17 protein-coding genes are annotated in these 22,740 nt (G+C 36.5%); 9 read left to right on the forward strand and 8 right to left on the reverse strand.

Going from position 1 to position 22,740, the window contains the following annotated elements; all coding sequences use genetic code 11:
* The 6 genes from A3EM_RS0126410 to A3EM_RS0126440 form a co-directional block, all read right to left on the reverse strand.
* Positions 1-410, reverse strand: a 410-nt coding sequence (locus A3EM_RS0126410; RefSeq protein ID WP_169513407.1) for a recombinase family protein, incomplete at its 3' end; no start/stop codon positions are given.
* Positions 411-818: 408 nt separating this feature from the next.
* Complete coding sequence (locus A3EM_RS0126420; RefSeq protein WP_020531256.1) at positions 819-1,187, reverse strand: helix-turn-helix domain-containing protein; 369 nt, start codon at positions 1,185-1,187, stop codon at positions 819-821.
* 8 nt (positions 1,188-1,195) lie between these two features.
* Positions 1,196-1,501: a type II toxin-antitoxin system HigB family toxin gene (locus tag A3EM_RS0126425; protein WP_044239914.1), complete on the reverse strand. Its 306-nt coding sequence runs from the start codon at positions 1,499-1,501 to the stop codon at positions 1,196-1,198.
* 859 nt (positions 1,502-2,360) lie between these two features.
* A complete protein-coding gene (locus tag A3EM_RS43765) occupies positions 2,361-2,933 on the reverse strand; it encodes a hypothetical protein (RefSeq protein ID WP_020531258.1) in 573 nt (190 codons plus the stop codon).
* 508 nt (positions 2,934-3,441) lie between these two features.
* Entirely contained in the window at positions 3,442-4,119 is a 678-nt protein-coding gene (locus tag A3EM_RS0126435) for a TetR/AcrR family transcriptional regulator (protein ID WP_020531259.1), read from the reverse strand.
* A 155-nt stretch (positions 4,120-4,274) separates the two neighbouring features.
* The gene (locus tag A3EM_RS0126440; protein ID WP_020531260.1) at positions 4,275-5,465 is read right to left on the reverse strand and encodes a hypothetical protein; all 1,191 of its coding nucleotides are present in this window, start codon (positions 5,463-5,465) and stop codon (positions 4,275-4,277) included.
* Positions 5,466-5,657: 192 nt separating this feature from the next.
* On the opposite strand from A3EM_RS0126440, the gene A3EM_RS0126445 reads away from it, so the two are divergent.
* The 9 genes from A3EM_RS0126445 (at position 5,658) to A3EM_RS0126485 (ending at position 18,904) form a co-directional block, all read left to right on the forward strand.
* A complete protein-coding gene (locus tag A3EM_RS0126445; protein WP_020531261.1) occupies positions 5,658-6,983 on the forward strand; it encodes a TolB-like translocation protein in 1,326 nt (441 codons plus the stop codon).
* Between the two features lie 213 nt (positions 6,984-7,196).
* On the forward strand, positions 7,197-10,214 hold the full coding sequence (locus A3EM_RS0126450; protein ID WP_020531262.1) for a glycoside hydrolase family 2 protein: 3,018 nt from the start codon (positions 7,197-7,199) through the stop codon (positions 10,212-10,214).
* 153 nt (positions 10,215-10,367) lie between these two features.
* Positions 10,368-11,237, forward strand: a complete 870-nt coding sequence (locus A3EM_RS0126455) for an AraC family transcriptional regulator (RefSeq protein WP_020531263.1) — start codon at positions 10,368-10,370, stop codon at positions 11,235-11,237.
* Between the two features lie 245 nt (positions 11,238-11,482).
* Positions 11,483-12,907, forward strand: coding sequence for a GH39 family glycosyl hydrolase (locus tag A3EM_RS0126460; RefSeq protein WP_157638101.1), 1,425 nt, complete (start codon positions 11,483-11,485; stop codon positions 12,905-12,907).
* A 232-nt stretch (positions 12,908-13,139) separates the two neighbouring features.
* Positions 13,140-14,489 (forward strand): hypothetical protein, encoded by a 1,350-nt coding sequence (locus tag A3EM_RS0126465; RefSeq protein WP_157638102.1) that lies wholly within the window; start codon positions 13,140-13,142, stop codon positions 14,487-14,489.
* A 118-nt stretch (positions 14,490-14,607) separates the two neighbouring features.
* The gene (locus A3EM_RS0126470) at positions 14,608-15,930 is read left to right on the forward strand and encodes an NHL repeat-containing protein (RefSeq protein WP_020531266.1); all 1,323 of its coding nucleotides are present in this window, start codon (positions 14,608-14,610) and stop codon (positions 15,928-15,930) included.
* Positions 15,931-16,233: 303 nt separating this feature from the next.
* On the forward strand, positions 16,234-16,938 hold the full coding sequence (locus tag A3EM_RS0126475) for a sugar-binding protein (RefSeq protein ID WP_020531267.1): 705 nt from the start codon (positions 16,234-16,236) through the stop codon (positions 16,936-16,938).
* A gap of 138 nt (positions 16,939-17,076) precedes the next feature.
* On the forward strand, positions 17,077-17,319 hold the full coding sequence (locus tag A3EM_RS48000) for a hypothetical protein (protein ID WP_020531268.1): 243 nt from the start codon (positions 17,077-17,079) through the stop codon (positions 17,317-17,319).
* 112 nt (positions 17,320-17,431) lie between these two features.
* A complete protein-coding gene (locus tag A3EM_RS0126485; RefSeq protein WP_020531269.1) occupies positions 17,432-18,904 on the forward strand; it encodes a sulfatase family protein in 1,473 nt (490 codons plus the stop codon).
* Between the two features lie 93 nt (positions 18,905-18,997).
* Here the strand turns inward: A3EM_RS0126485 and A3EM_RS0126490 are convergent, their stop codons facing one another.
* Complete coding sequence (locus A3EM_RS0126490; protein WP_020531270.1) at positions 18,998-20,191, reverse strand: mandelate racemase/muconate lactonizing enzyme family protein; 1,194 nt, start codon at positions 20,189-20,191, stop codon at positions 18,998-19,000.
* Between the two features lie 575 nt (positions 20,192-20,766).
* Complete coding sequence (locus A3EM_RS0126495; RefSeq protein ID WP_020531271.1) at positions 20,767-22,644, reverse strand: aldolase/citrate lyase/malate synthase family protein; 1,878 nt, start codon at positions 22,642-22,644, stop codon at positions 20,767-20,769.
* Between the last annotated feature and the right edge of the window lie 96 nt (positions 22,645-22,740).

The raw sequence follows: 22,740 nt of genomic DNA on the forward strand, positions 1-22,740 counted from the left end.
CTTTCTAAATCAGCAAGCAAGGAAAATAGCGTCACCAGTATTTTAGATTGCATGTCATGACTGCTAATATCCAATTTTTGCTTGATGACAATCAGTCGAATTCCATTATTTAAAATCTGGTTGATGAACTGTATGATCTCTGAGGCACTTCTGCCTAAGCGGCTAATTTCAGTAACCATTAGGGTGTTCCCACTTTTGAGTTGATCAGAGACTTCCTGAATTCTTCTTTCCACTGGTCCTTTTCTGGAAGACACTTTCACCTTTACCACGGTGGTAATTTCCATTTTCAACCCACTGGCATGTCTTCTAATTTCCAATTCCTGATGGTCAGTTTCCTGCTTATTGGAAGAAGCTCTGATTCTCCTTTGAAGATTCCAATAGTTCAATTGATATCCTATATTCCTGGTCAAATTCTTTCAGGGACATTAATCCTAGAGTAGTATTTATATCCTCTTTCAGAATTAACTTGAAAATATTCTCCTCTTTAGACCAATCAAACCCAAATCTTTTAGAATCCTTTTTGCCCCATTTTGAATAAGATTCTATTCGAACTGGATATTTCCTGTTATTGCTCTTTTCTACTATGTACATATTACTAAAAGTATAGCAAAATAATTTCCTAAATAGGAAATTATTTGCCAGGTTAGCAATTTGTTGTTAAAATCAAAAGCGTAATTCCTTGCACAAGTAAAAATATTTTTTATCCCAATAATTTCAGTATTATAAATCGAAAGTAACTTTCCTAATGGGGAATAAAATGGATATAAAACAATATGAATCTTTAAGATTCAGATTGAAAACAACACATACTTTTTACTTTAGGCATAAATTTTCTCATCAACAAAAACATCAATAGAAACTTTAAACCTTTTTGATAGTTTTATGGCAGCTTTCAATGAAATAGGCCTTTTTTCATTGATTACTTCGCTCACACCCGTTTTACTTCCAATATATGGAATTAGGTCTTTTTGGTTCAGGTTGTTTTGTTCCATTAAAAATTTGAGGATTCTCTGGGGAGAGACCTCAGAAATTTCATATTTCCGGTTTTCGAAATCTTCCACCAAGATACTGATGACTTCTAGTTCATCAAATTCAGGTGTTCCTTCCCTGGCATCAAGTAATTGGCTAATTCGATGAAGGGCTGCCTCTAAATCTGAGTTTGTCCTTATTGGTTTTACATTCATCATTCTCCTTCTTAATTAACTTTAAAAACTGTTTTGGGATCAATTTTGTCGTACTCAGCATGAGTGCCCACAAAAACAATATAAACTGCTGAAATCGCAAATTTGATTTCTACAATTAACCTATAATTGTTCCCTCCTATTTTAAATATCACTCTACCTTCGTTAATACTCCTGGAATTGGAAATACTCTCAGTGATATCATTGAGATTTTTCCAATTTGCCCTTTTTACATAGTTATACCACTCTTCCAAGGGTGATTTGGCTGCGGGATGTTTCTCCCAAAATTTAACCAATGTGCTTTTTGCTATTATTCTCACGTTTAAAATTAATAAATAGTTTCATTTTTTGAAACTATTTTGGTTTTATTAAAATATGGAAGTAGATATTATTACTTTCAGACCCTCTTCATTGTCTATAGTGGGATTGTTTTTGCTAATTCCCTTGAGCTTACAAAATAAGTTAAAGCCCTTTTGGAAACACCTAAGATTTTAGTAAAAGAAAATTTGGAAACCTACTTTTCTAAAAGCCTATGATATAATTTTCCTTTCCATCTACGAGTAAGCACGGGATACTTGTAAAAATTGGTGTAGGGCTTATTTAGTAGTCTGATCGCGTTTCCTGCACGATTTTACCAATTACAACTCTGCTCAGGTAGATGAATTCAACAAAATGGACGCTAAAAAAGAAAATGCTTGTGAAGGATTTGCTTGGCTCGTGCCGCACTCTTGTAGAGTGAAAAGTGAATATAAGATTATCAAAACCAAAAACTAGCCTTAAAATTTGCAGGTTGGTTAAGTCTTGAGATTGTAATATTATTCCTATGTTTAAGCTACTATATGTTAATCAATTTGTTGCTAACCTGTTTAGTTTTATAAGATATTGCTAGCAATTGATCGATAAACTTCAGATAAAGAGACTGCATCCAAATGAGGGTGTGATCTTTTGTTTTTGGGGGATAATATTTTTAACTTACAGAAGTGATTTAAAAGTTACAAAATTATCTTAAGAGTCCAGGTGCTATCTGAGCCCTTTTTTATTGCATCTGATAGTCTTAGTCTTAGATGCAGTAAAATTAATTATTATTCCTGCACGTTAAAGTTCCATCATAGCCATCTATTAGCTTGAATGGTTTAGTTGAGAAAGATTCTTGCAGGAATAGTAACCTTATGATATCTTTTAATTCTGATTAGCATTTAATTTTTTTATTTCTTTTCTAATTTCATCCAATGATTTAAGGTCATAATTTTGTCTATCTTCATCAGTTACCTGTGTAGTGTCTATCATATATAACTTCCAGTTATTCTGACCATCCAATATTTTTTGAGTACCATAAATCTGTGGTTTATCCCGCTTCATTAAATCTTTGTCTATGGCTTTTGCTAAAATTGATTTATTCATGGTAGGATCAAGCTTAATGGCCTTCTGCATCATGAGAATTGCCATTTTTGAAGAGAGCGTATCTTTTCCATGTGAAAATATGATAGCAGCATTTCTGTAATCCTTAGCAGTATATATTTTATTCGTTTCCAAAAGTTCAAACAATCTTTTTTCTCTTAAACTATCCCTAAACGATACAACATTCCAGTCAATATCATTAGTTTCCCTATCCAATTGATCTTCAATAAACAACTCATTTAATTCTTCATTGCCGATAGGGTTTTGTTCTATATTTTCGGTATTTGCTAATTCATATTTCGTGGTATTACAGGCCATAAAAATGAAAAAATAAAAAGTGATTAAATGTCTCATATGTAGTTGTGAATTTTAATTGACATACTAAAAATTGTTTTTTTTGTGCTTGTTTAGAATACAAAAGAGCCCGGCATAACCGGACAATTTTGCAAACATCTAGAATCGTCCTCATGGCACACGTTTTTAAGCATTACTCATCTGATGTATTTCACGTGTTTCCCACTAGTGTCAAGTCAACCTTAAACTTACCGTAATCCGAGAGTATTTTGCGGAATCTCTTCGTTGCAAAAAGACTCGCATAGCTATGGCTATCCTCGCTTTTTGCGCCTCGACCTACCACAAAATCTTTACTCGCTTTACTCGTAATGTAAGGCTTGACATGACACTAGTCCTTTAAATTTTTTAGAAAAAGATCTCTAAAAAATATTATAGTTGATTAATTACCAGTTATTTACGGGTTATGAATTTTCATTTCCACGGGGTTTAACAAAGTATCTATTTTGTTATAAATAACTTTACTTCATTAAATGATAGTAATACTATCATTTAAGGTTAAAAAAAATCTTCAAGTAATCGCTTTTATAACGATGGTCCTCAAAAATTCGAAGTTTTGTTCATCTAGTTTTTTCTGCTTCGCATTTAGTTCTGTAAGCGAAGGTAAATGCATGGAGTAGAATATTTGTTGATTAGCCGCTTGCAAAACTGTACTAACCAAAGCATGTGGATAATTAAATTCAGGATTTATCTCCTTAATGATATCTGCCACTTTTTTACACAGAGATTTAAATCCTCGAAACAATCCTACCTGATTATCCTCATCTACCTGTTTTGTAAGATAAGTTTTATCAGATTCGGAAATTACGATTCTTGACAAGGCCTCTTCGTCAATATCTGGGAACAGAGGGTCTTTCTTTTTCTTTTCTGTCAGTAATTTGAGAGCAATGTCCAGTTTTTTAAATGGATCGTCTATATTGTTGGTATTGTAATCAATTTTATATTCAAGCCAATTCCAATACCAGGCAATAAGATAAACCAGTAATTTGTGTTTATTCTCAAAATATCGATAGACAGATGCTTCTGTTGATGAAATTTCTTTTGCCAGTTTTTTAAAAGTAAATCCCTCAAAACCTATTTGGTCTATCATTATTACACTTTGCCTTATAATTTTCCTACCTAAATCTGTCTCCTGAGGGTCCCTCAAGAAAAGATTTTGATTCATTTGTAATTGTAAAGTGGCCACCATTTTTACCTATATAAAAAAAAATATTATTTTAAATAGTATTACTATTATAAACTAAAGTAATACTAAAAAGGTTTTATTTTTTTAGTTTTCTATAAGTCAGTTGGGCTTCAGGTATAAAAGTAGCTTTAAATTCTCATGAGATTTTCTTTTGTCCATTACTCTGGCCACACAGCTGAATTTAAATCTACTATAAGGGTATCAGATTGTATTAGATCAAGACTCAAAGCGGTTCGTTCTAAACCTCTTACTTTGTATAGATTTGTAAAATAGAATGGTTCTCCTTTAGCCTCTTCTTTTAAATTATGGATATAATGCCTAACGGTAGCAATATTTCCAATATCATGATTGGAAAGGAAAAAAGTTATTATATTATTATTAGGTCCTTTTATTTGCGAAACAATGGCATAATCTACTGTTTTTTCTTGTTGAGAGACAAAATTTAGAGTAGACCATTTTTTTGTCAGTCTATTAAGGTATTTCAATTCTCGGTTAGACACCTGATAATTTGGATTGATATCGTAAAATACATTTTTAAACATTCCCAAGGTTTTATAAGATCCAATAAAAACCAAATTCCGGTTACTTAAATCAGCAAGATTAATTTGTGAAGCCAGCTTTAATTCTAATTCTTTATTGTTTGCAAAAAACAATTTTGAAAGTTCTAAAAGGCAAATAGGGCTTTGCTTGGTCAAATAAGTATAATTTACCTTATTAATTTGTTCTAATTTTTCCGGGTGATCTTGAAAATATCTATCGAGTTCATCTTCTGAATTTATTTGGTAATCTCTAATAATCCCACCTCTATTGGTAATTAAGGGTCCTTCAAATACGAAATGATCACCAAGATAAACAATAGTACTTTTTTCGTCTTCAAAATAAGCATTCCAAAAATATGAATTATTTATGTGCTTATCCTTTGACAGGTAAACCGGAATCAAAGCAATAGCTAAGACTAGGAAAAACAAAATTGTAAAAGTAAACCTCTGTTTTCTGCTAAAAATGAATTTTGCTTGTTGGTTTGGAGGTTCAACTGTTTTAAAATTAACCAGGTATTGTCCTTTGGGTATTACAAATTTTAAGTCGGAATTTAATCCTTCATTTTTATAAAATTGATTTAATTTCTGCCTTAAATTATAAACGGCAACCCTGACCTTTGAGTCATTAACTCCATCCTTATATTTCTTATTAAATACATCAATTCCGATAGTGTATTCCTTCAAGTCTTTCCCTTCAAGGCTGGCTTCTACGAGGTATTTTAGTAATTCCTGGCTTGATTTAGCTTTTTCAAAGCTTTTGCTTTTGAGGATTTTTGAAAGGTGTTCTGCTATTTCTTTTTTTGGGGCCATTAATGCAAAAAAGGGATATAATACTTTTTATTCAAGAATTTTTCAGGTTAACTAACCGTTAAAAAACCGTTTCTGAGTGTTTCAGGGTAAATTTAGTGGATTCCTTCCTAATTTTAGAAAATACTTCTCCGATCATAGTTTTAAAATTGAAAGGAGCATAAACTATTACCGAAATCTTTCTACAAATTGAAAATGAAAAACCAGAACAGGCGAAAATTTCTTAAAAACACTTTTATTACAGGAACGGGAATTACCATCATATCTGGTTTTTCTTCTTTTGCTGCTCAATCTTCTTTATCAGAAGATAACTATCCTTCAGTGAGAGCTATAACAAATAGCCCAAATCACCACTGGTTTGGCTATTACGATAAATGGCAAACTGACCCTACAGGAAGGTATGTATTAGGAATGGAAGTAGATTTTGAATCAAGGCCTCCTAAAAAAGATGACAAACTCATTATTGGGATGGTGGATATGGAAGACAATGATAAATGGATTTCTTTCGGAGAGACAACAGCCTGGGGTTGGCAACAGGGTTGTATGCTGCAATGGAGACCCGGGTCGGATTCGGAAGTGATCTGGAATTCGCGGAAAGGGGAAAAATTCGTCAGTATTATTTATGATATTAAAACCAAAAAGCAAAAAGTATTTCCCAGAGCTGTTTACGCTCTCGATCCTCAGGGGAAGTTTGCCGTTTGTAGTGATTTTGCCCGAATTGACAACATGCGGGTAGGCTATGGCTATGTTGGCGGAAAAGATCAATATTACGATCAGGAAGCTCCCAAAGAAAGTGGTATTCACCGTATGGATTTGGATACTGGAAAAGCCGAGTTAATTGTGACTTTGAACCAGATTTCCAAAATTCCTCATAACGGGGTAAACATTGAGAAAAAATGGCACTATTTCAATCATTTGTTGGTAGGGCCAACTGGTGACAGGATGATCTTTTTAAACCGATACAGAGATTTCCCTCTAACTCCTGAAATGCGCGCAGATCCATTATGTAATGTAAAATTTGTGAGGGGAAAATATGTCACCAGAATGTTTACCGTAAATTGTGATGGTACAGATTTATACGAGCTGGATAAATCTGGGAAAACTTCTCATTTTATCTGGAGAGACCCTGAACATGTTTTAGCCTGGACGAAATACAAAGACAAAAACGGATTCTATTTATTTAAAGATAAAACAGAAGAAGTTTCCTGGGTTGGAAAAGGAGATATGACTCAAAATGGTCATCAGACTTATATCCCCAATACCAACAATGAGTGGTTATTGAATGATACTTATCCACAGGGAAATGAGCGGTTGCAAACGCTTTATCTGTACCATATTCCTACAGGAAAAACAGTGATTCTGGGAAAATTTCATTCACCAAAAGCCTATCAGGATGAATGGAGATGTGATTTGCATCCAAGATACACGCCTGATGGTAAAAAAGTAATTTTTGATTCCACTCATGGCGGAAACGGTAGGCAAATGTATATGATTGATATTAGCCAGATTGTGAATACCTGATGGAAATTCCTAACTGGCTAATAACTGGCGCAAGCGTCCGCTTGTGCCCTTCTTTGTACATGGCGGAAAGTTGCAAACTTTCCTTTATTTAAAGGCTCAAGTAATCGCTTCGCTTTATACTTAAGCCATTGACTGAGGATGATAAATAATTAATTAAATGCAATTTCAAATGTCTTTTATACAGAAGGCGTATTTCTTCAAATTCTATAACAAATGAAAAATAGCAATTTCCTAAAACTGATAGTATTCAGTTTTATCGGGATACTCATCTCTTTTAATTTAAGTGCACAAACTTCATCAAAAACTTTTGAATTAAGGTATTTCACCAATGATCCGAAAGCAAATGGGGAAACTGATTTTAAAGGGGAGACCGAATATCTGAGTGTAGAACAAAGAGTAGAATACCTGAAACATTATGCCGATTATGCCAGCCGGTTTTTCAAAGATCAGGAATTTAATACCAAAGTGGTAGAAGATAGTGAAGTGGAAAATGCCTTAAGCAAAATCAAACCGCAGCCTTTGCCGGAAGTAAGAAAACGAATTCCCCTGGAAAATTGGAAATGGCTGGGTTACAAAGAAGGACAGGCAGAGGAGAGAACCGTTGAATTGAATAAATGGGCTGGGAAAACAGGTTTATCCATTGAAAAGGGAGTTTTAAATTTCAATGTGGATAAAAAACTGAAGTTTGAATTTCCTTCCCAAAGCTGGAGATCTACTTTTCGCTGGAAAGTAAAACCAGTGAGCAATAATGAGGAAATTGTATTTGAATTTTCCGATAAGGAAATTGTGAAAGCCACTACTTTAGGTTTCGGAGCCTCTGGAAAATTCTTCTATTACACTGCCAATAATGAAAAAGTAGAAACCGGAAGTTATAAGGCCAATGAGTGGTACAATTTTAAACTGGAATTGGATTTTGCTGCTTTTAAAAGAGGACAGGATTTAGTAAGGTATAATCTTTATGTAAATGATGAAAAAATAGCTGATTATATACCCATGCAACGAGTAGTTACAGAAGGAGTTGGCTATGCGACAGGATTTACCAGTATTCCTTTTGTGAATACATTTACCATAAAAGGCAAAAAGAGATTACAAATAGATGATATCTGGGGAGTAGGTTATCATCTTACCGGAAGAGAAACTTATCCGTACACAGTAGAAACTTTCCTGGATGAAAATTTTGAAATCAAACCCAATATTGCTGACTGGCAAAAAGCTGTCTATGAAGATTCTTTATGGCAATCGGATAAATTACCGATTGTCCATGGAAGTGAGAGACATACTTTGGAAGATCTTTATCTCAGGAAAAATATTACGGTTGGGAAATTTACCAAGGCATTTTTAAATATAGAAACCCTTGATCCGGGAGGAGAAATCTGGGTGAATGGAGAAGTGGTAGCGGTTGTTAATAACAAGCATCCTATCAGGTTAGATATCTCTAATTTTCTTAAAAAGGATGAGGAAAACCAACTGGCGATAAAGGTCAGAAGTTTTTATATCAAAGAAGGGGTGGCGGAAATTATGCCTCACTCTTCTCTGGATATGAATGTGGGTTGGTTTGCCGGAAGAATGTCTTTGGATTTAGTAGCAGATACACAAATTGAAGAAGTGCTGATGTATACTAAATCACTTGATGCTACAAAAGCGGTACTTCATGCTAAAGTAAATATCAATAATCAGCATTGGGTTTCTTTCAGGGGAAATGCTGAAATAAAGGTTTATCCCTGGTTTCCAACTGAAGCGGCAAATCCGGTTGCTACCGATGAATTTCCAATTGTGGTGGGCAACGGTCTGGTAGAATTTGAAAAGGACATCACGATTACCAACCCAATTCCATGGACAAGTGATAATCCGACTTTATACAAAATTCATGTTGTACTGAAAAATTCGGAAGGGAAACCAGTGGATGATTATGTGGTTACTACAGGAATCAGAACCATAAGTCAGGTAGGGGGAAGTTTCCGGCTAAATGGGAAAACTTCAATGCTCAATGGCGCTCAGATTATGGGATTCAGAGGTCCTGAGGAAAATATGCTGAAGTGGGTAAGATGTGCTCCTGCAGAATGGCTGGCCAAAGAAATTCTGATGATAAAGAAAATGAATGGCAACTTTTTGAGGGTGCATGTGCATGGCTATGAATTTCCTTCTTCTAACATCAATGATCCGAGACTTTGTGAGATGGCAGATCAGTTGGGGATGATGATGGCTTGGGGAACGCCTTCGTGGGTAAGAACCGGCAAAGGCTGGGGACAGATTGATTTTGAAGGTTATCCCAAATACATGAAACAGGTTTATAACCATCCAAGTATTGTGATTTGGGAAGCAGCTAATCATACCCAAAGTTTTAAGAGAATAGATTTACAAGAGTCTAATATTTTCTGTGAAAAAGTACACAATACAATATATCCACTTGATCCGAGCCGATTAATTTCTTTGAATTCATATATCAAACATCTGCATTTTGGAAATGATGAAGGGACTATAGATCAGCAAGGAAATTCAATTACCCCTTCACCAGCCTGGACAGGTCCTATGGTTACAAGAGGGAATCAGGATGGTATTACAGGTTATAAGGCCAACTGGACTAATCTCAGAAAATGGCCTAATGATTATTTCAAAAGTTTTCTGGAAAGTAAAGAAAGGGCATATTTTAACTTTGAACACGAGGAATCGATGGGACAGCCCAACTGGAATCTGGTAAAAGGTAAACCCTGGTATAAACTACATTCTTACGAATGGGAATACGATGAAGGAACTATTGGCAGAAAACTGAATTTGGACGAATGGAAGGAGAGTCAGGCATGGCAGGCTTTCAGTGCCTGGGAGTCCATGAAAAAACAAAGATGGCTGGGTTATGACGGATTTTCCTGGTGTTGTTTGCATGGCGGAGCCAATAGTGTGACTTATAAAAAACCACTTATTGATTATCAGGGACACGCTAAATTGGCTTATTGGACAAACAAAATGGTTTTCCAGAAAAATATTGGTGGCAGTGCTAATGTAGATTTGGTTTATGGTCCTGAAGATGAAATTAAACCTATTGTCATTCATTGGGGAGATAAAAAAAGTGCCTCTCTTACAGTAATTGTAAAGACAAAAGATGGAAAAACCATTGCCGAAAAGCAATACAACAATATTGAAATAGAGGGTGAAAGAGGAAGTGTGGAACTGGAAGCTTTTAAACCAACAGTTCCCGAAGAAGGATTTTATATCATTGAATATGATTTGAAATAATAAGCAACGGCATACTATGATGAATAAAATAGATTTAATAAATCTTTAAAAGATTTATTTTAAAAAGATAGCTTAAGGTAATCATTTCCATGGAAATAGATCTAGTTCTTCCATGGATCATTTTTTTAAATTAAAAAGACTAATTTTACCTATATGAAAGCTGTTTTTCTTGAAAGAAATACCCGAAATATTAAACAATCCTTTGATTTTACCGAAGCTAAAAAATCACATTTATACAGTAAATATCATTATCATAGTGATTTAGAACTAAATTATATAGTTAAGGGGGAAGGAACTCGATTTATTGGGGATAATGTTGAACCCTTCACGGATGGAGACATGGCTTTAATTGGTCCTAACCTACCACATGTATGGAAAAATAGTGCGTCATACTTTGAAGGGAATGCTGATCTTGAATGTGAAGTGATAAATTTCCATTTTGAAAAAGATTTCATGGGACATGATTTTTTCAATAAACCTGAACTACAGGAGGTCAATCAGTTTTTGAATTTGGCAAAAAGGGGTTTGGCCATTACAGGAAAAACAAGAGAACAAATAGCCCTTATTCTGGAAAGGATGAAATCTTACAAACCTAACTACCGTTTACTGTCCTTATTGGAAATACTCAATATAATTGCTGAATCTAAAGAAATCAGATTGTTGGCCAGTCCGGGTTTTGTGGAGTCCTTTGGTCCTAATAAAAATGACCGCATCAATATTATTTATAATTATATTTTCAACAATTTCACTACCGATTTATCCTTAGAAGATGCCGCCAAGGAAGCCTGTATGAATAAAACTGCTTTTTGCAGGTTTTTTAAATTGAAAACAGGGAAAACATATAGTCTTTTTGTAAATGAAATCAGGCTGAACTATGCCAAAAGATTATTAATGGATCCCACTTATTCAATCACTCAAATAGGTTTTGAGTCGGGTTATAAGAATCTGACTTACTTTAACAGGCAATTCCAGAAATATTTTGGAAAATCCCCCAGAGACTATCGCAAAGAATTTGTCTCATAAGTACCGAAGTTCCACTTCGTGTATCAATTCTACCCAAACACGAAGTTATTTTAAGTATTATATACACTTAAAATTATTATAAAGTCATCATGAAGCAAATATAGTGTTGATTATTGCAAACTGACTTTGTGTATTCCTGTTTTCCATTCCCTTATTTTGCTTTCATCTAAACTAATAAAAGTGGCTGCTATAAATCATCCCTGCTTTATCGCATGATTTTTCCCACTTAAAACAAAACTATGAAAATGAGGAATAAGTTATACATTTTACTTTTTTGTATTGCCCATTTAGCCTGCACTGAAGAAGTTCCTGCTTTAAAAGATATAGGTAAAGTTAAAGTAAAAAAAGCCAAAGACATTGAGGGTTCGGATTTATGGATTGGGGGTGAGGTTTTGGATCGTGATTTATGCAGTTATGATGCTTACAAGGAATATCTCGGAACGTTAGCTGCAAAAAAGATCAGGCTGCAGAGTGGCTGGGCGAAAACAGAAAAGGAGAGAGGAGTCTATGATTTTGCCTGGCTGGATCATATTGTGGATGATGCGATATCAAGAGGAGTTCAACCCTGGATTCAGATCAGTTATGGGAATCCCATTTACCCGGGAAGTGGCGGGGTGAGTTTAAGCCAGGGATTAATTACTTCCGATGAAGCGCTTGATGCTTATGCCAATTACAGCACAACTTTGGTCAACCATTTCAAGGATAGGGTAAATGAGTGGGAAGTTTGGAATGAAGCCGATCACCGTTTCAATAGAGCTATGGGGCATGGGGAATTGTTATATGCCAAAATGTTTGAAAAATCAGCTGATGCCATTCGGGCAGCACAACCAGATGCTAAAATTATCGCACTTTCCATTGCCGGAGTTGGCAGAGTGGAATTCGTAGGCGGATTTTTTGATTACCTGAAAGAAAGGGGAAAAGTGGATTTGGTAGATGTCGTTTCTTTTCATGGCTATCCCCGAAATCCTGATGGAAATTTTAATGCAGTAAAAAGATTGGTAAATACCACCCAAAAATACAGTGATAAAATTGAATTTTGGCAGGGGGAAACGGGATGTCCTTCTTCCTTGGGTTCCACAGGCGCATTGTCAAAATATCCCTGGACAGAAGCTTCACAAGCGAAATGGAACAGTAGACGGGCACTGGCTCATTTGGGTAGGGGAATTCCTTTCAGTCTTTTCCTGCTATCGGAATTTGTGTATAATGATACCACCCGAAAAGGACTAAACACCAAAGGGATTTTGAAAATTAATGAAGAAGATTTTTCTGTGGTTCGTCCAAAACCGGCTTATTTCGCTTATCAACATCTTACATCGGTATTCAATCACGAATTGACCTTAAGCAATGAAAACAATTTAGAGGTAGCCAGTGATAGCAGTGTTTCCATTTTTAACTGGAAAAATGCTGAAAGTTTGCCTGTAATTGCCTACTGGACTGATGCTTCCATTCCTGCAGATAACGATACTTTTCATGAAATAAAAATTACTGTCAATCCGGAAATAAAACAGCCTGTGTTGGTGAATGTAATATCGGGTAAAGTGCAGCAAATTGGCCCAGGTCTGATTGAAAAAAATGGGGATAAAGTTATATACAAACTTCCCTGCTATGATGCTCCTATGCTGCTCACAGATTTGAAGGCGATTGAGATTGACAATATGGCAGGGGAATAATTGAGATAAAAATTGGAAGTCGCAGCAGGGTCGGCATTTATGCGCTAAGGGTTGGACACATCTTGTAATCCAGTCCCAGCGGGGTCTGTTGCAAACGACCCCGCGTGCTAGTACCGAGAAAGGGTGCCTTAACGCAGGTTTCTCTTACGAGTAACCCTAGGAAGGAAATATAACTTGAATTAACTCTTCAAGAGTTGTCCATAAAATAATTCATCTAAATACTAAATTTGAAATGAAAAAGAGATTACTAATAATCATTTTTTCCCTATGCACCATATTGTCTAGTGCGCAGGAGAATGCTAAGGAAAAAATTGCTACCATGAAACATTATCCTTTTGTAGGAGGATACAATGAGGACAGTATGTGGAGTGCGGTTTACGGGGCAAAAAGTGGGAAAATTTATATTGGGTTATGCACTCATGCCGAAGCGGCTCACTTTTATGAATTCGATCCGGAAACTGAAACCATGCGCCATATTGTAGACTTAACAGTGCTGCATGAAGAAAGAGGAAAAGGGATTAATACACAGGGAAAAATTCACGTGAGAATGGGTGAAGACAATGAGGGAAATATCTATTTTGCCGGCTTAAATGAAGATACAGGACCGGAAAGTATTGACCCCAGTAGTTACTTAGGACCATTTTGGTACAAATATGATGTGAAGAAAGATAAGGTGGAAGCGCTTGGCAGAATCAACCGCCACTTTGGTTTATTGGGGATGATTATGGACCCTAAATATATGTGTCTGTATGGACTGGCAGAGGATGGACATTTATACAAACATGACATCGCCCAAAAGGAGACTTATGATTTGGGCAGGGTAGATGACTGGGATATATGCCGAACTATTTTTGCTGATGATGAAGGCAATGTTTACGGTTCTTTTCCGGTTGGTCAGATTTGGAAATATGATGTGCAAAAAAATGAAGTAATTGATTATCCAAATATCCGACTGAAATATGACCTTCGGGTATTACCCAGAACAATGTCCAAACCAATGATTGACAGAAAAGTGATCTGGAGGGTAATTGAATGGGATCCCGTAGATAAAGTGGCTTATGGCATCATGGGAGGTAGTTCAACTTTATTCAAATACGATCCGCATAAAGGAGATGAAGGAGAAATTACCTACCTGACCAAACTTTGCGCTCCCCAATATTGGGAAGAAGCTGACCCAAGACAAATTCCCTTCGCTACACTTACGCTTACCATGAGCAAAGAACATAAACTGTATTATGCACCAACTGCTTCGGGTTCATTCGATTATGTGGGAAATTCCTGGGATGTACACGATGAGGAGAAGTTCACCGCCAAACTTGCCGGAGGATATTTTCCACCTGTTTCAGCATTAATTACCTATGATCCTGAAACCGGAAAAAGGGAAAACCTTGGTTTGATGAAAACCACAGAAGGCAATATGGTTTTGGGACTTGGAGGCGCCTGCACCGGGCAAAAAGATGGAAAGATTTATTTTGTTGGGGCAATTGAAGAAAAAGACCCGAAAAAACAAGTGGGTAAAGTAGCCAGACGATATCCATTCAGCATGGGGCTGGTTTCCTGGGATCCGAAAAATGAGAAATAAATTTGAAGGAACAGGCTATCATCCTTGTTTCCGAACGAGGATGTCCGAGAATTGCGTTTGTAACGCAATTTCCCAATTGGCTAAAAAACAATTTGAAGTCCATTAAAAAATTGCAAAAATGACAAACTCAATATATAGATTAATATTTTCCATAATCATTATCTCTACATTATCTTCTGTAGCGGTTTTTGCCCAAAAGTGGGTGAACCCAAATTTTATGGCACATCGGCTGGATTACCGGGATTTGGGCTACCCGGCTGCCAATGAAATAGAAGCTGACAATTCGCCAATAGCCGCTTTATTAGGGCATTCTAATGGAAGAATTTATGGAGCAACTACCGGAAAACAATCCTATTTAATCGCATTTGACCAAAGGGTAAACAAAGTGTTGCCATTGGGAAAAATTGCCAGTGAAGAAGGGGTGTTCCACAGCATAGTGGAAGGTCCGGATGGATTGGTTTACATTGGCACGGGAAAAAATGAATTAAAGAAATTACATTTAACCAAGGATATTCCCGGTGGCAGAAGAACCATAGAAGATCAGTTGTGGAAAGACATTCAAAATAAATATAAGGATTATGCTGGTGGTCATATATATGTTTATGATCCTGAAAAAGGAGATGGGGAAGCCTACCTGAATGAAGATCAGGCTAAGGTAACGGACTTGGGAATTCCCGTTCCCAAAAATTCCATTTATTGCATGGTGGCTGATGGTGAAAATGGGAAAATTTATGGGATAACTTATCCCGATGCTCACTTTTTTGAATTGGACCTGGCGTCTAAAAAACTGAAAGATCACGGTGCCTGGTTAGAAAAATTGTCTTATGCCGGACCTGAAAGGTATTTGAGAAGTGTTCCCAGATCATTGGTTGTAGGCAAAGACGGAAAAGTATATTCTTCTGGTGATGATGGCTTAATTACAGTTTTCAATCCTGAAAAGGCTACTATCAGCCAGCTTAATTTAAGAATTCCCGGAGAATACTGGGAAGCCTGGAATTACAATGGATTTCCGGTAATTGACCAGATGGTGAAAAAGGATTCTCTAATTTATGGTGGCACTAGTGATGGCTTTATTTTTCAATTGGATATTAGCAAAAATAAAATCCTGAATTTGGGGAAACCAAGGTGGGGAAGAAGGGTGAGAGCCATGGCATTAGGCAATGATGAAGCCGTTTATATGATTTGCGGAGAATGGGAAGATGTTTGTAAAATGTACAGTTTTGATACGAGCAACAAGCAAAATGGCTTTACAGAATTTGGTGTTTTGGGCGTAGATCGCAGTCCTTATTATGCCAAAAGACCTTACCAGTTCGATTATATGGTGAAGGGAACTGATGGAACTATTTTTATTGGTGAAAGTGACCGGAGGGCGAAATTATTCATTTACCAGCCGGGAGGAGGTGTTTTTGATGGGACTTTAAATTCCTCAAACCCCAGGTAAGTGGTTGGACAGAAATAACTACCTTATAATTTGTCACTACTGATTGATAGTGGGATGTAGTTACTCAATATTAAAAAAGTACAGGTATTACTGGACAATATTAATCTAAGATGGAAATTTTCCATCCGAGATCTACTTTGTTACTACTTATAATGATAGCTAAAAACCTCCCCTGTATCCCCTCCAGAGGGGAAAAACGCATTTCCCCCTCGTTGAGGGGGCTAGGGGGAGGAAATTAATATTATAAGTTTATATACCCTAATTTTTAAAAATGTTCAATATTAAATAAGTACAGGTACTTAGATGAAATATTTCATTTTAACGATAACAGGCATTTTTTTTCTGAGTTGTAAATCTCCTTCAGCTCAACAATTTGTAGCTTTATTTCAGGAAGAAATCCGGATAGATGGTAAACTGGATGATTGGAAACTGGATCATCCAATTACCATCCATGATCGGGAAATTGCCCAGGGAGATCATAAAAGAGTCCTTAGCGATAATCAAGTTAAAGTTTATGCCAATTACAATCAGCAATATTTATTTCTTGCCTTTCAGGTGAATGATGCTGATTTAAGGGCAATTCAAACAGAGAGAGAACATCCGAAATTGTTTTTGGATGATATGGTAGAATTTCTGATTGATGCAGATAATGATAAAAGTAATTTCTGGAATGCGGATGATTTCGTGTGCCATATTAATCTCAATGGCACTATAAAAGATGACAGAGGCGATAAAAATGGAAATAAAAATGTAGATTGGGATGGTCAATATCAATTTGAAATCACTTTAAACGGAACTTTAAATAATTCCTCAGATGTAGATAAAGGCTATATTTTGGAAGTGGCTGTGCCTTGGGAAGTTATAGAAAAAAGGCCCGAAAAAGGGATGACAATGGGTTTTAATTTTGCCAACGGAGACAATGACGGCAAAGGCAGGCAATTATTCGACTGGATGGGCGCATGGCCCGCACGGTCCCCAAATCAGTTTGGAACTTTAATATTGGAATAATTATTTACCTGGCATAAGTATCAAACGAAGTGGTTACCTTGAGCTTTAAAATGCAATTTTCCTGCGATAGGCGATACAATCGCCTTTCTCAAACATCCTCGTTGCAAACGAGGATGAGAAATATCTTTGAAATAAAGAATGAAGATTATAAACGGTAAAAATGCCTTCAAAATAAGTGTGGGAAAGGATATCAGATACAGGATATCTTTTGCTTGTCCTTGGAGGGAAAGAATGGCAGATATCTTCATACTTTCTCGGAAAACCTTTTTGAAGGTAGAGATTTTTGGGCGGTCGGCCGCTGCCGTACTTTTCATCGAATGGAAAAGTATCGAAGGTTTTATCAACTTGCAAGGTTTGTCATTTAGAACAAGGCTTTTTTGAAAAGCAAAAAAATGTGATTCTTGACTTTACTGTAATAATTTTAATAAAGCAAATTCTCAATGAGGTAAAGGACTTTAATATTGGAATAGAAATGAATAACTAAATTGATCAAATGAAATCAAACCACCTTATCTTCTTCTGTATTTTAATTCAATTGGTTTTTTATGCCTGTGAAAAACCAGAAAAAGTAAAGCAGCCAAATTTGCTTTTTATTCTAACAGATGAACAACGGTTTGATACTTCAGCACCTTATGGGAATCATAACATCATTACTCCTAACCTGAACAAACTTGGGGAAAATGGAATCGTTTTTAAAAATGCTTATGTCACCCAGGCAGTTTGTTCTCCTTCAAGAGCCAGTATTCTCACCGGGCTATATCCCCACACCAATGGCGTTTTCACCAATAATATCGACTTACCCGAAAATGCCAAAACACTTCCGGAACTAGTAAATGATACTGATTACAAAACTGCCTATATTGGCAAATGGCATTTGGGAAAAGAACTGGATGCCTGGCATGGATTTCAAACCAGAATTTCCTCCGAAGATGGCTATACCGGAGAGGATACCACCCGGTTCAGCGATTACCATCACTGGCTGGTGGAAAATGGCTATTCCCCTGATAATGAGAAAACTAAATCATTTTCCCGAAACTTTGCCTCTGAATTGCCTTTTGAATTTTCCAAAACCAAATTTATAGAAAACAAAGCCATCCAGTACCTGGATTCGGTTGGTGAAAATCCCTTTATGCTGTACCTCTCCTTTTTAGAGCCACACAGTCCAAATAATGGTCCTTTCAATGATTTGCACGATACCTCAATGGTGGAGCTTGATTCAAGTTATTTCCAGACTCCATCAAATGAATTGCCTCTTCGGGATTTTATGGAAAATCGGTACCGATACAAAGAAGGAGTGAAAAAAGAGTTTGCCAAATATTGGGGATTAGTCCACCAGGTAGATAAATCTGTTGGAGCAGTATTGGATAAATTGAAAACTTTGGGAATAGATGACAATACCATAGTGGTATTTACCAGCGAACATGGGAAAATGCTGATGAAATATGGATTTACCGGAAAAGTGCGCATGAATGAAGAAGCCGCCAGAATTCCCTGGATGATGAAAGTACCGAATTTTGAAAGCAGAATTGTGGAAGGCAGGGTAGGGCACATCGATTTAGTTCCCACGCTGCTGGATTTGATGGGACAGGAAGTACCACAAGCTTTACAGGGAAAATCTTTAGTTCATGCCATGAAAGGTGAGCCAGTTAATCACCCGGTTTTTTTAGAATGGACACCATTTATACAGTGGGATAAAATGCTCAGATTTTGCCCCGATTGGGCGGAAAAAGAAGATTGTGTTCAGGCTTTAAAAACCCATATCAGGACCATAGTGACGCAGGATGGCTGGAAATTAAACTGGAGTACCAGCGATAAATCTCAGCTTTTTAACCTGAATAATGATCCGTTGGAACTGAATAATTTGTACGGTGATAAGGAATATGAGGGAAAAATTGAGGGTTTAAAGGAATTAATTAAAAAGTGGCAGGAAGAAACTTCAGATACCCTTCAATTTCTCCCTTTATGATTGATCAGTACTTTCTTTGTAGTAGTTCTAGCACCATATGAATAATAAAACGAAATTTTCCTAAGGCCTTTTTCCTCATTTTGAAAATTTAGACTATCTGGCGATTGTTTTAAGCTTTTTTTCATTAATTTCAATTCCCAGACCATTTGCCTGAGGAACAATTAACTTACCATTTTTAAATTCCACAAGGGTGTCAAAAACACTCATTACTTCTCCATAAAGTTCTGTTTCAATAAATTCAATAAATGGACCGGCATTTGAAATTGAAGCTAATAAATGCATGGCGGCTGCCGTTCCCAAAGTGGGTTTAGTATTATGTGGGGCAAGTGTTTTAAAAAAAGTTTGACCTAATGCTGCTACTTTTTTTACTTCTGTTATTCCTCCTGATTTAATTAAATCAGGTTGAATGACATCGGGGTTCGCCTGAAGTATTAAATCCCGAAATTGCCATCGGGTATAACATTTTTCACCTGCCAATACAGGGATATCCATCGCTTCTACCACAGCAGCAGTATCTTTATGATTTTCTAGTGGACAGGGGCTTTCATAAAATTTCATACCGAGTTGTTGTAATTCTTTCCCTATCTGAATGGCTCTTGAAGCGGTATATCCCTCATTGGGATCAACAAATAATTCTACAGAATCCGGCAATTCCTTTCGAATGGCAGTATAGTATTTTAAAGTGGGATCTGGAATAGGATTTAGATTATTTTCTCTTATTTGCATCCTTAGTTTAACAATAGTGAAACCTTTTTCAGCCAAGTTTACCGCCCGTTTGATGGCCTGCTCTAAAGGTACTTTCCCTCCCAAAACCCCAAATCCACCATATACCTTCATCTCCTTTCTAAAACTTCCTCCTAGCAAATTATATACGGGCTGCTTAAGGATTTTTCCTTTTAAATCCCAGAGTGCCAAATCAATGCCGGCAATGGCATATGGTAATGCACCTGCAGGTCCCAAATCATGGCTTTTCCAAAATAATTCATCCCAAATTGGTTCCACATCAAAAGGGTCTCTTCCAATGACCTCCTTCTTAAGCAGGTTGTGAATAAAAGATTCAATTATTTCAGTGCTATTCGGACTGGATTCCCCCCAACCTGCATATCCTGCGTCAGTTTCTAGTTTTACAAAAATTCCCCGATCTACCCTAAAGGTTTTTACATCGGAGATTTTAATACCCGTTTTATCATGCAAATTTGGCACAGAAGCATTCACCATACCTGGCATATAACTCCCCAAACCTACCATCCCAAGAGATGACAAAAATTTTCTTCGTTTAATTTTCATTTTCAATTAGTAATAAATTTTTTACAAAAAAAAGTTAAAGTATTTGAATTGGTTTTAAAAAGAATATCCAAGCATTATTCTCTCTAACTTCACAAAGGACTGGTTACCTCTTTGATGAAAATACCTTCTTCAGAAAAGAATTTTTTCTTTCGCAATATTCCTCTCTATTCTCAGCGGATATTCAAGGTTACTCTGAATTAGTCAAATGAAATAGAAAGCCAGGCTAAAATTTCCGCCTTGTGAGATATTTCCCAAAAAAAGTACCCTTGCAAAACTTTATTGACTAGTAAAATGAAACAACTTCTATTGATTCCCTTCTTCTCATTATTTTCATTCCTATCATCAGTTCAATCCGAAATAAATTTAGAAAATCTAGTTCTTGGTAATGGTCTGCCAAAAAGGCGAATAACTGGTATAAAAAACAACCCTGGCAGGTAGGTTGTAATTATTATCCCGCAATGACTAACAATCAGATTGAAATGTGGCAGGCATCTACTTTTGATCCCGAAGACCCTGGGAATATTCTCTTCTCAGAATCATAAGGCATTGCTGTTTGGGAGATTGCAACAAAATACTCAATTGTTATCCAAATTTTGAGTAATTCTGTTTCCAGTAGCCTTAAAATCACGGAAATACTGATCTACCCTTTCTTTTGCCAATTCCAAATCCGAATTATTTAAATTCAGATTTAATAAATCGATATACCAGGGACATTTTACTGTAGATTTCACATAAGTTTTTACAATGAGCAATGCAATTGGTAAAGAGGTAGTTTTAGAATCTTCATGCACATCTTTAGGATTAGCTTTAAGAAGTTTTGAATATTCTTCTTCTAAAAGTTGCTCAAATAATTCAAGAGTAAAAGTATCTCCTGTGGCTACACCTGTGGCTTTATCCTCTTCGGTTAATTTAGCACCTTTATGAATCCATTCCCAAAGCACACTTAAACGGATTTCACCAGTTGCCATATCTTCCATGAGGTAAAGCACATTATCATTTCCAAAAAAATCTGCCGGCTTAAGTGCTGCTGCCTGAAAACCCTGAAGAAATGCATTTCCGTACTGAAGGGCTACGCTTAATAAATTCCGTCCACCTCTAATTGTGGTTGCAGCTGGCTCAAGGTTTACCAGAGCCTCTTTGTCTGCAGCTGTATAAGTGGGTACATCAAAATTTTTACCCAACTGATTTTGTTCCCCTACTTTTTCCCATACTGGTCTGATAATATGTACCATTTTCCAATGAGCCACCCATTTTCCTGAAGCCCCAGCGGCCTGTTCCCGTTTTGCTCCTTTCAGGGCTTTTTCCATACTTGCTTTAACACCTTCTTCAGATCCCACAGGTATATTGGGTTCCATTCCACCCTGCCAAAGACTAAAATTCCCATTTCTATCAGGTATATTAACCACTTTGCGAACCCGGTCTTCATAAGCAGCCATGTAGGCATAAGTCATGGTAATATCCTCTATGTTAGGATTAATAAACTTTTTATCCCCACACATCGCATCTGAAACACTATTGATGTAATCCCACCTGCCTGTATTAAACCCAACAAAGTGTACACCCAAAGCGGCTCGGATTTCCAGCAATTGGTAAGTGGCTTCCAATTGTTCTACCAACACATAAACCTTAATGCTTCCAACCGAAAGCCCCAAATGCTTTTCAAGGGTAACCAATATTTTATTCCAAAAAGAGGCTTCTTCAGCTGTTTGAATTTTAGGAAGATAAAGTACAATAGAAGCTCCCTTTTCCTGTAACTGCTTATAGTTATTGACCACATACAAAGTGGTATCGGTAAGAGAAGCTGAGAAAGACTGCCCATCTGCTGTGGTAATGTGGCGGTCATCCAAGTGCAAACCACGGGTTCGGAAAATTATAGTGGTAAAATCAAGCTGTTTTTTCCAGTCTTCTATGATTTTTCTACCTAAAAAATCTTCTGCCCAACTATTCATTTCCTGACTCACTTTCTCCGCTGCTTTAAGGAATACCGAATCGCGGGCAATGGCAAGTTTGAGATTGCGCTGATTGTCCAGAGACATGGTATTAATTTGGCCAAGTGCATCTTCTCCATCAAACATCCATCCATCTGCCCCGGAAAGTAAAGCATAAGCTACATTTCGAATACTGGACTTCAACTCTGCATTCGGTTTGGCAGCTGGACCAGTTCCCTGAATCCACTGTCTTTTCAGGTCATCAGGAATTTCCGAGCAATCAAACTCCCCTTTACGGATTTGCCCAGCGGTTTCCTTTAAATCCCCAATACGCTCAATTTCACCTAAAAAATCAATAGATAGGTTATTCGCAGTTCGTTGAAACCTTCGCTTATTCCGCTTCTCCATCAATTGTTTTTGTTCTTTATTCAAATGGCACATCACCTCCAAAGCCTGGAAAGCTTCTTTGGTGTAAATATCAGTATAGGATTGAAGTTTGTTTTGAGAAACTATTAATTGTGCCATTTTTAAATTTTATGAATATTGAGGAAAAATAGAAAGAAAGCTGGAAAGGAACACAGACTTAGTATATTCTCTTCCAACATATTTTTTAGCTTAAAT

Origin of the sequence: Flexithrix dorotheae DSM 6795, from assembly GCF_000379765.1 — a bacterium.
Taxonomy (GTDB): Bacteria; Bacteroidota; Bacteroidia; order Cytophagales; family Flammeovirgaceae; genus Flexithrix; species Flexithrix dorotheae.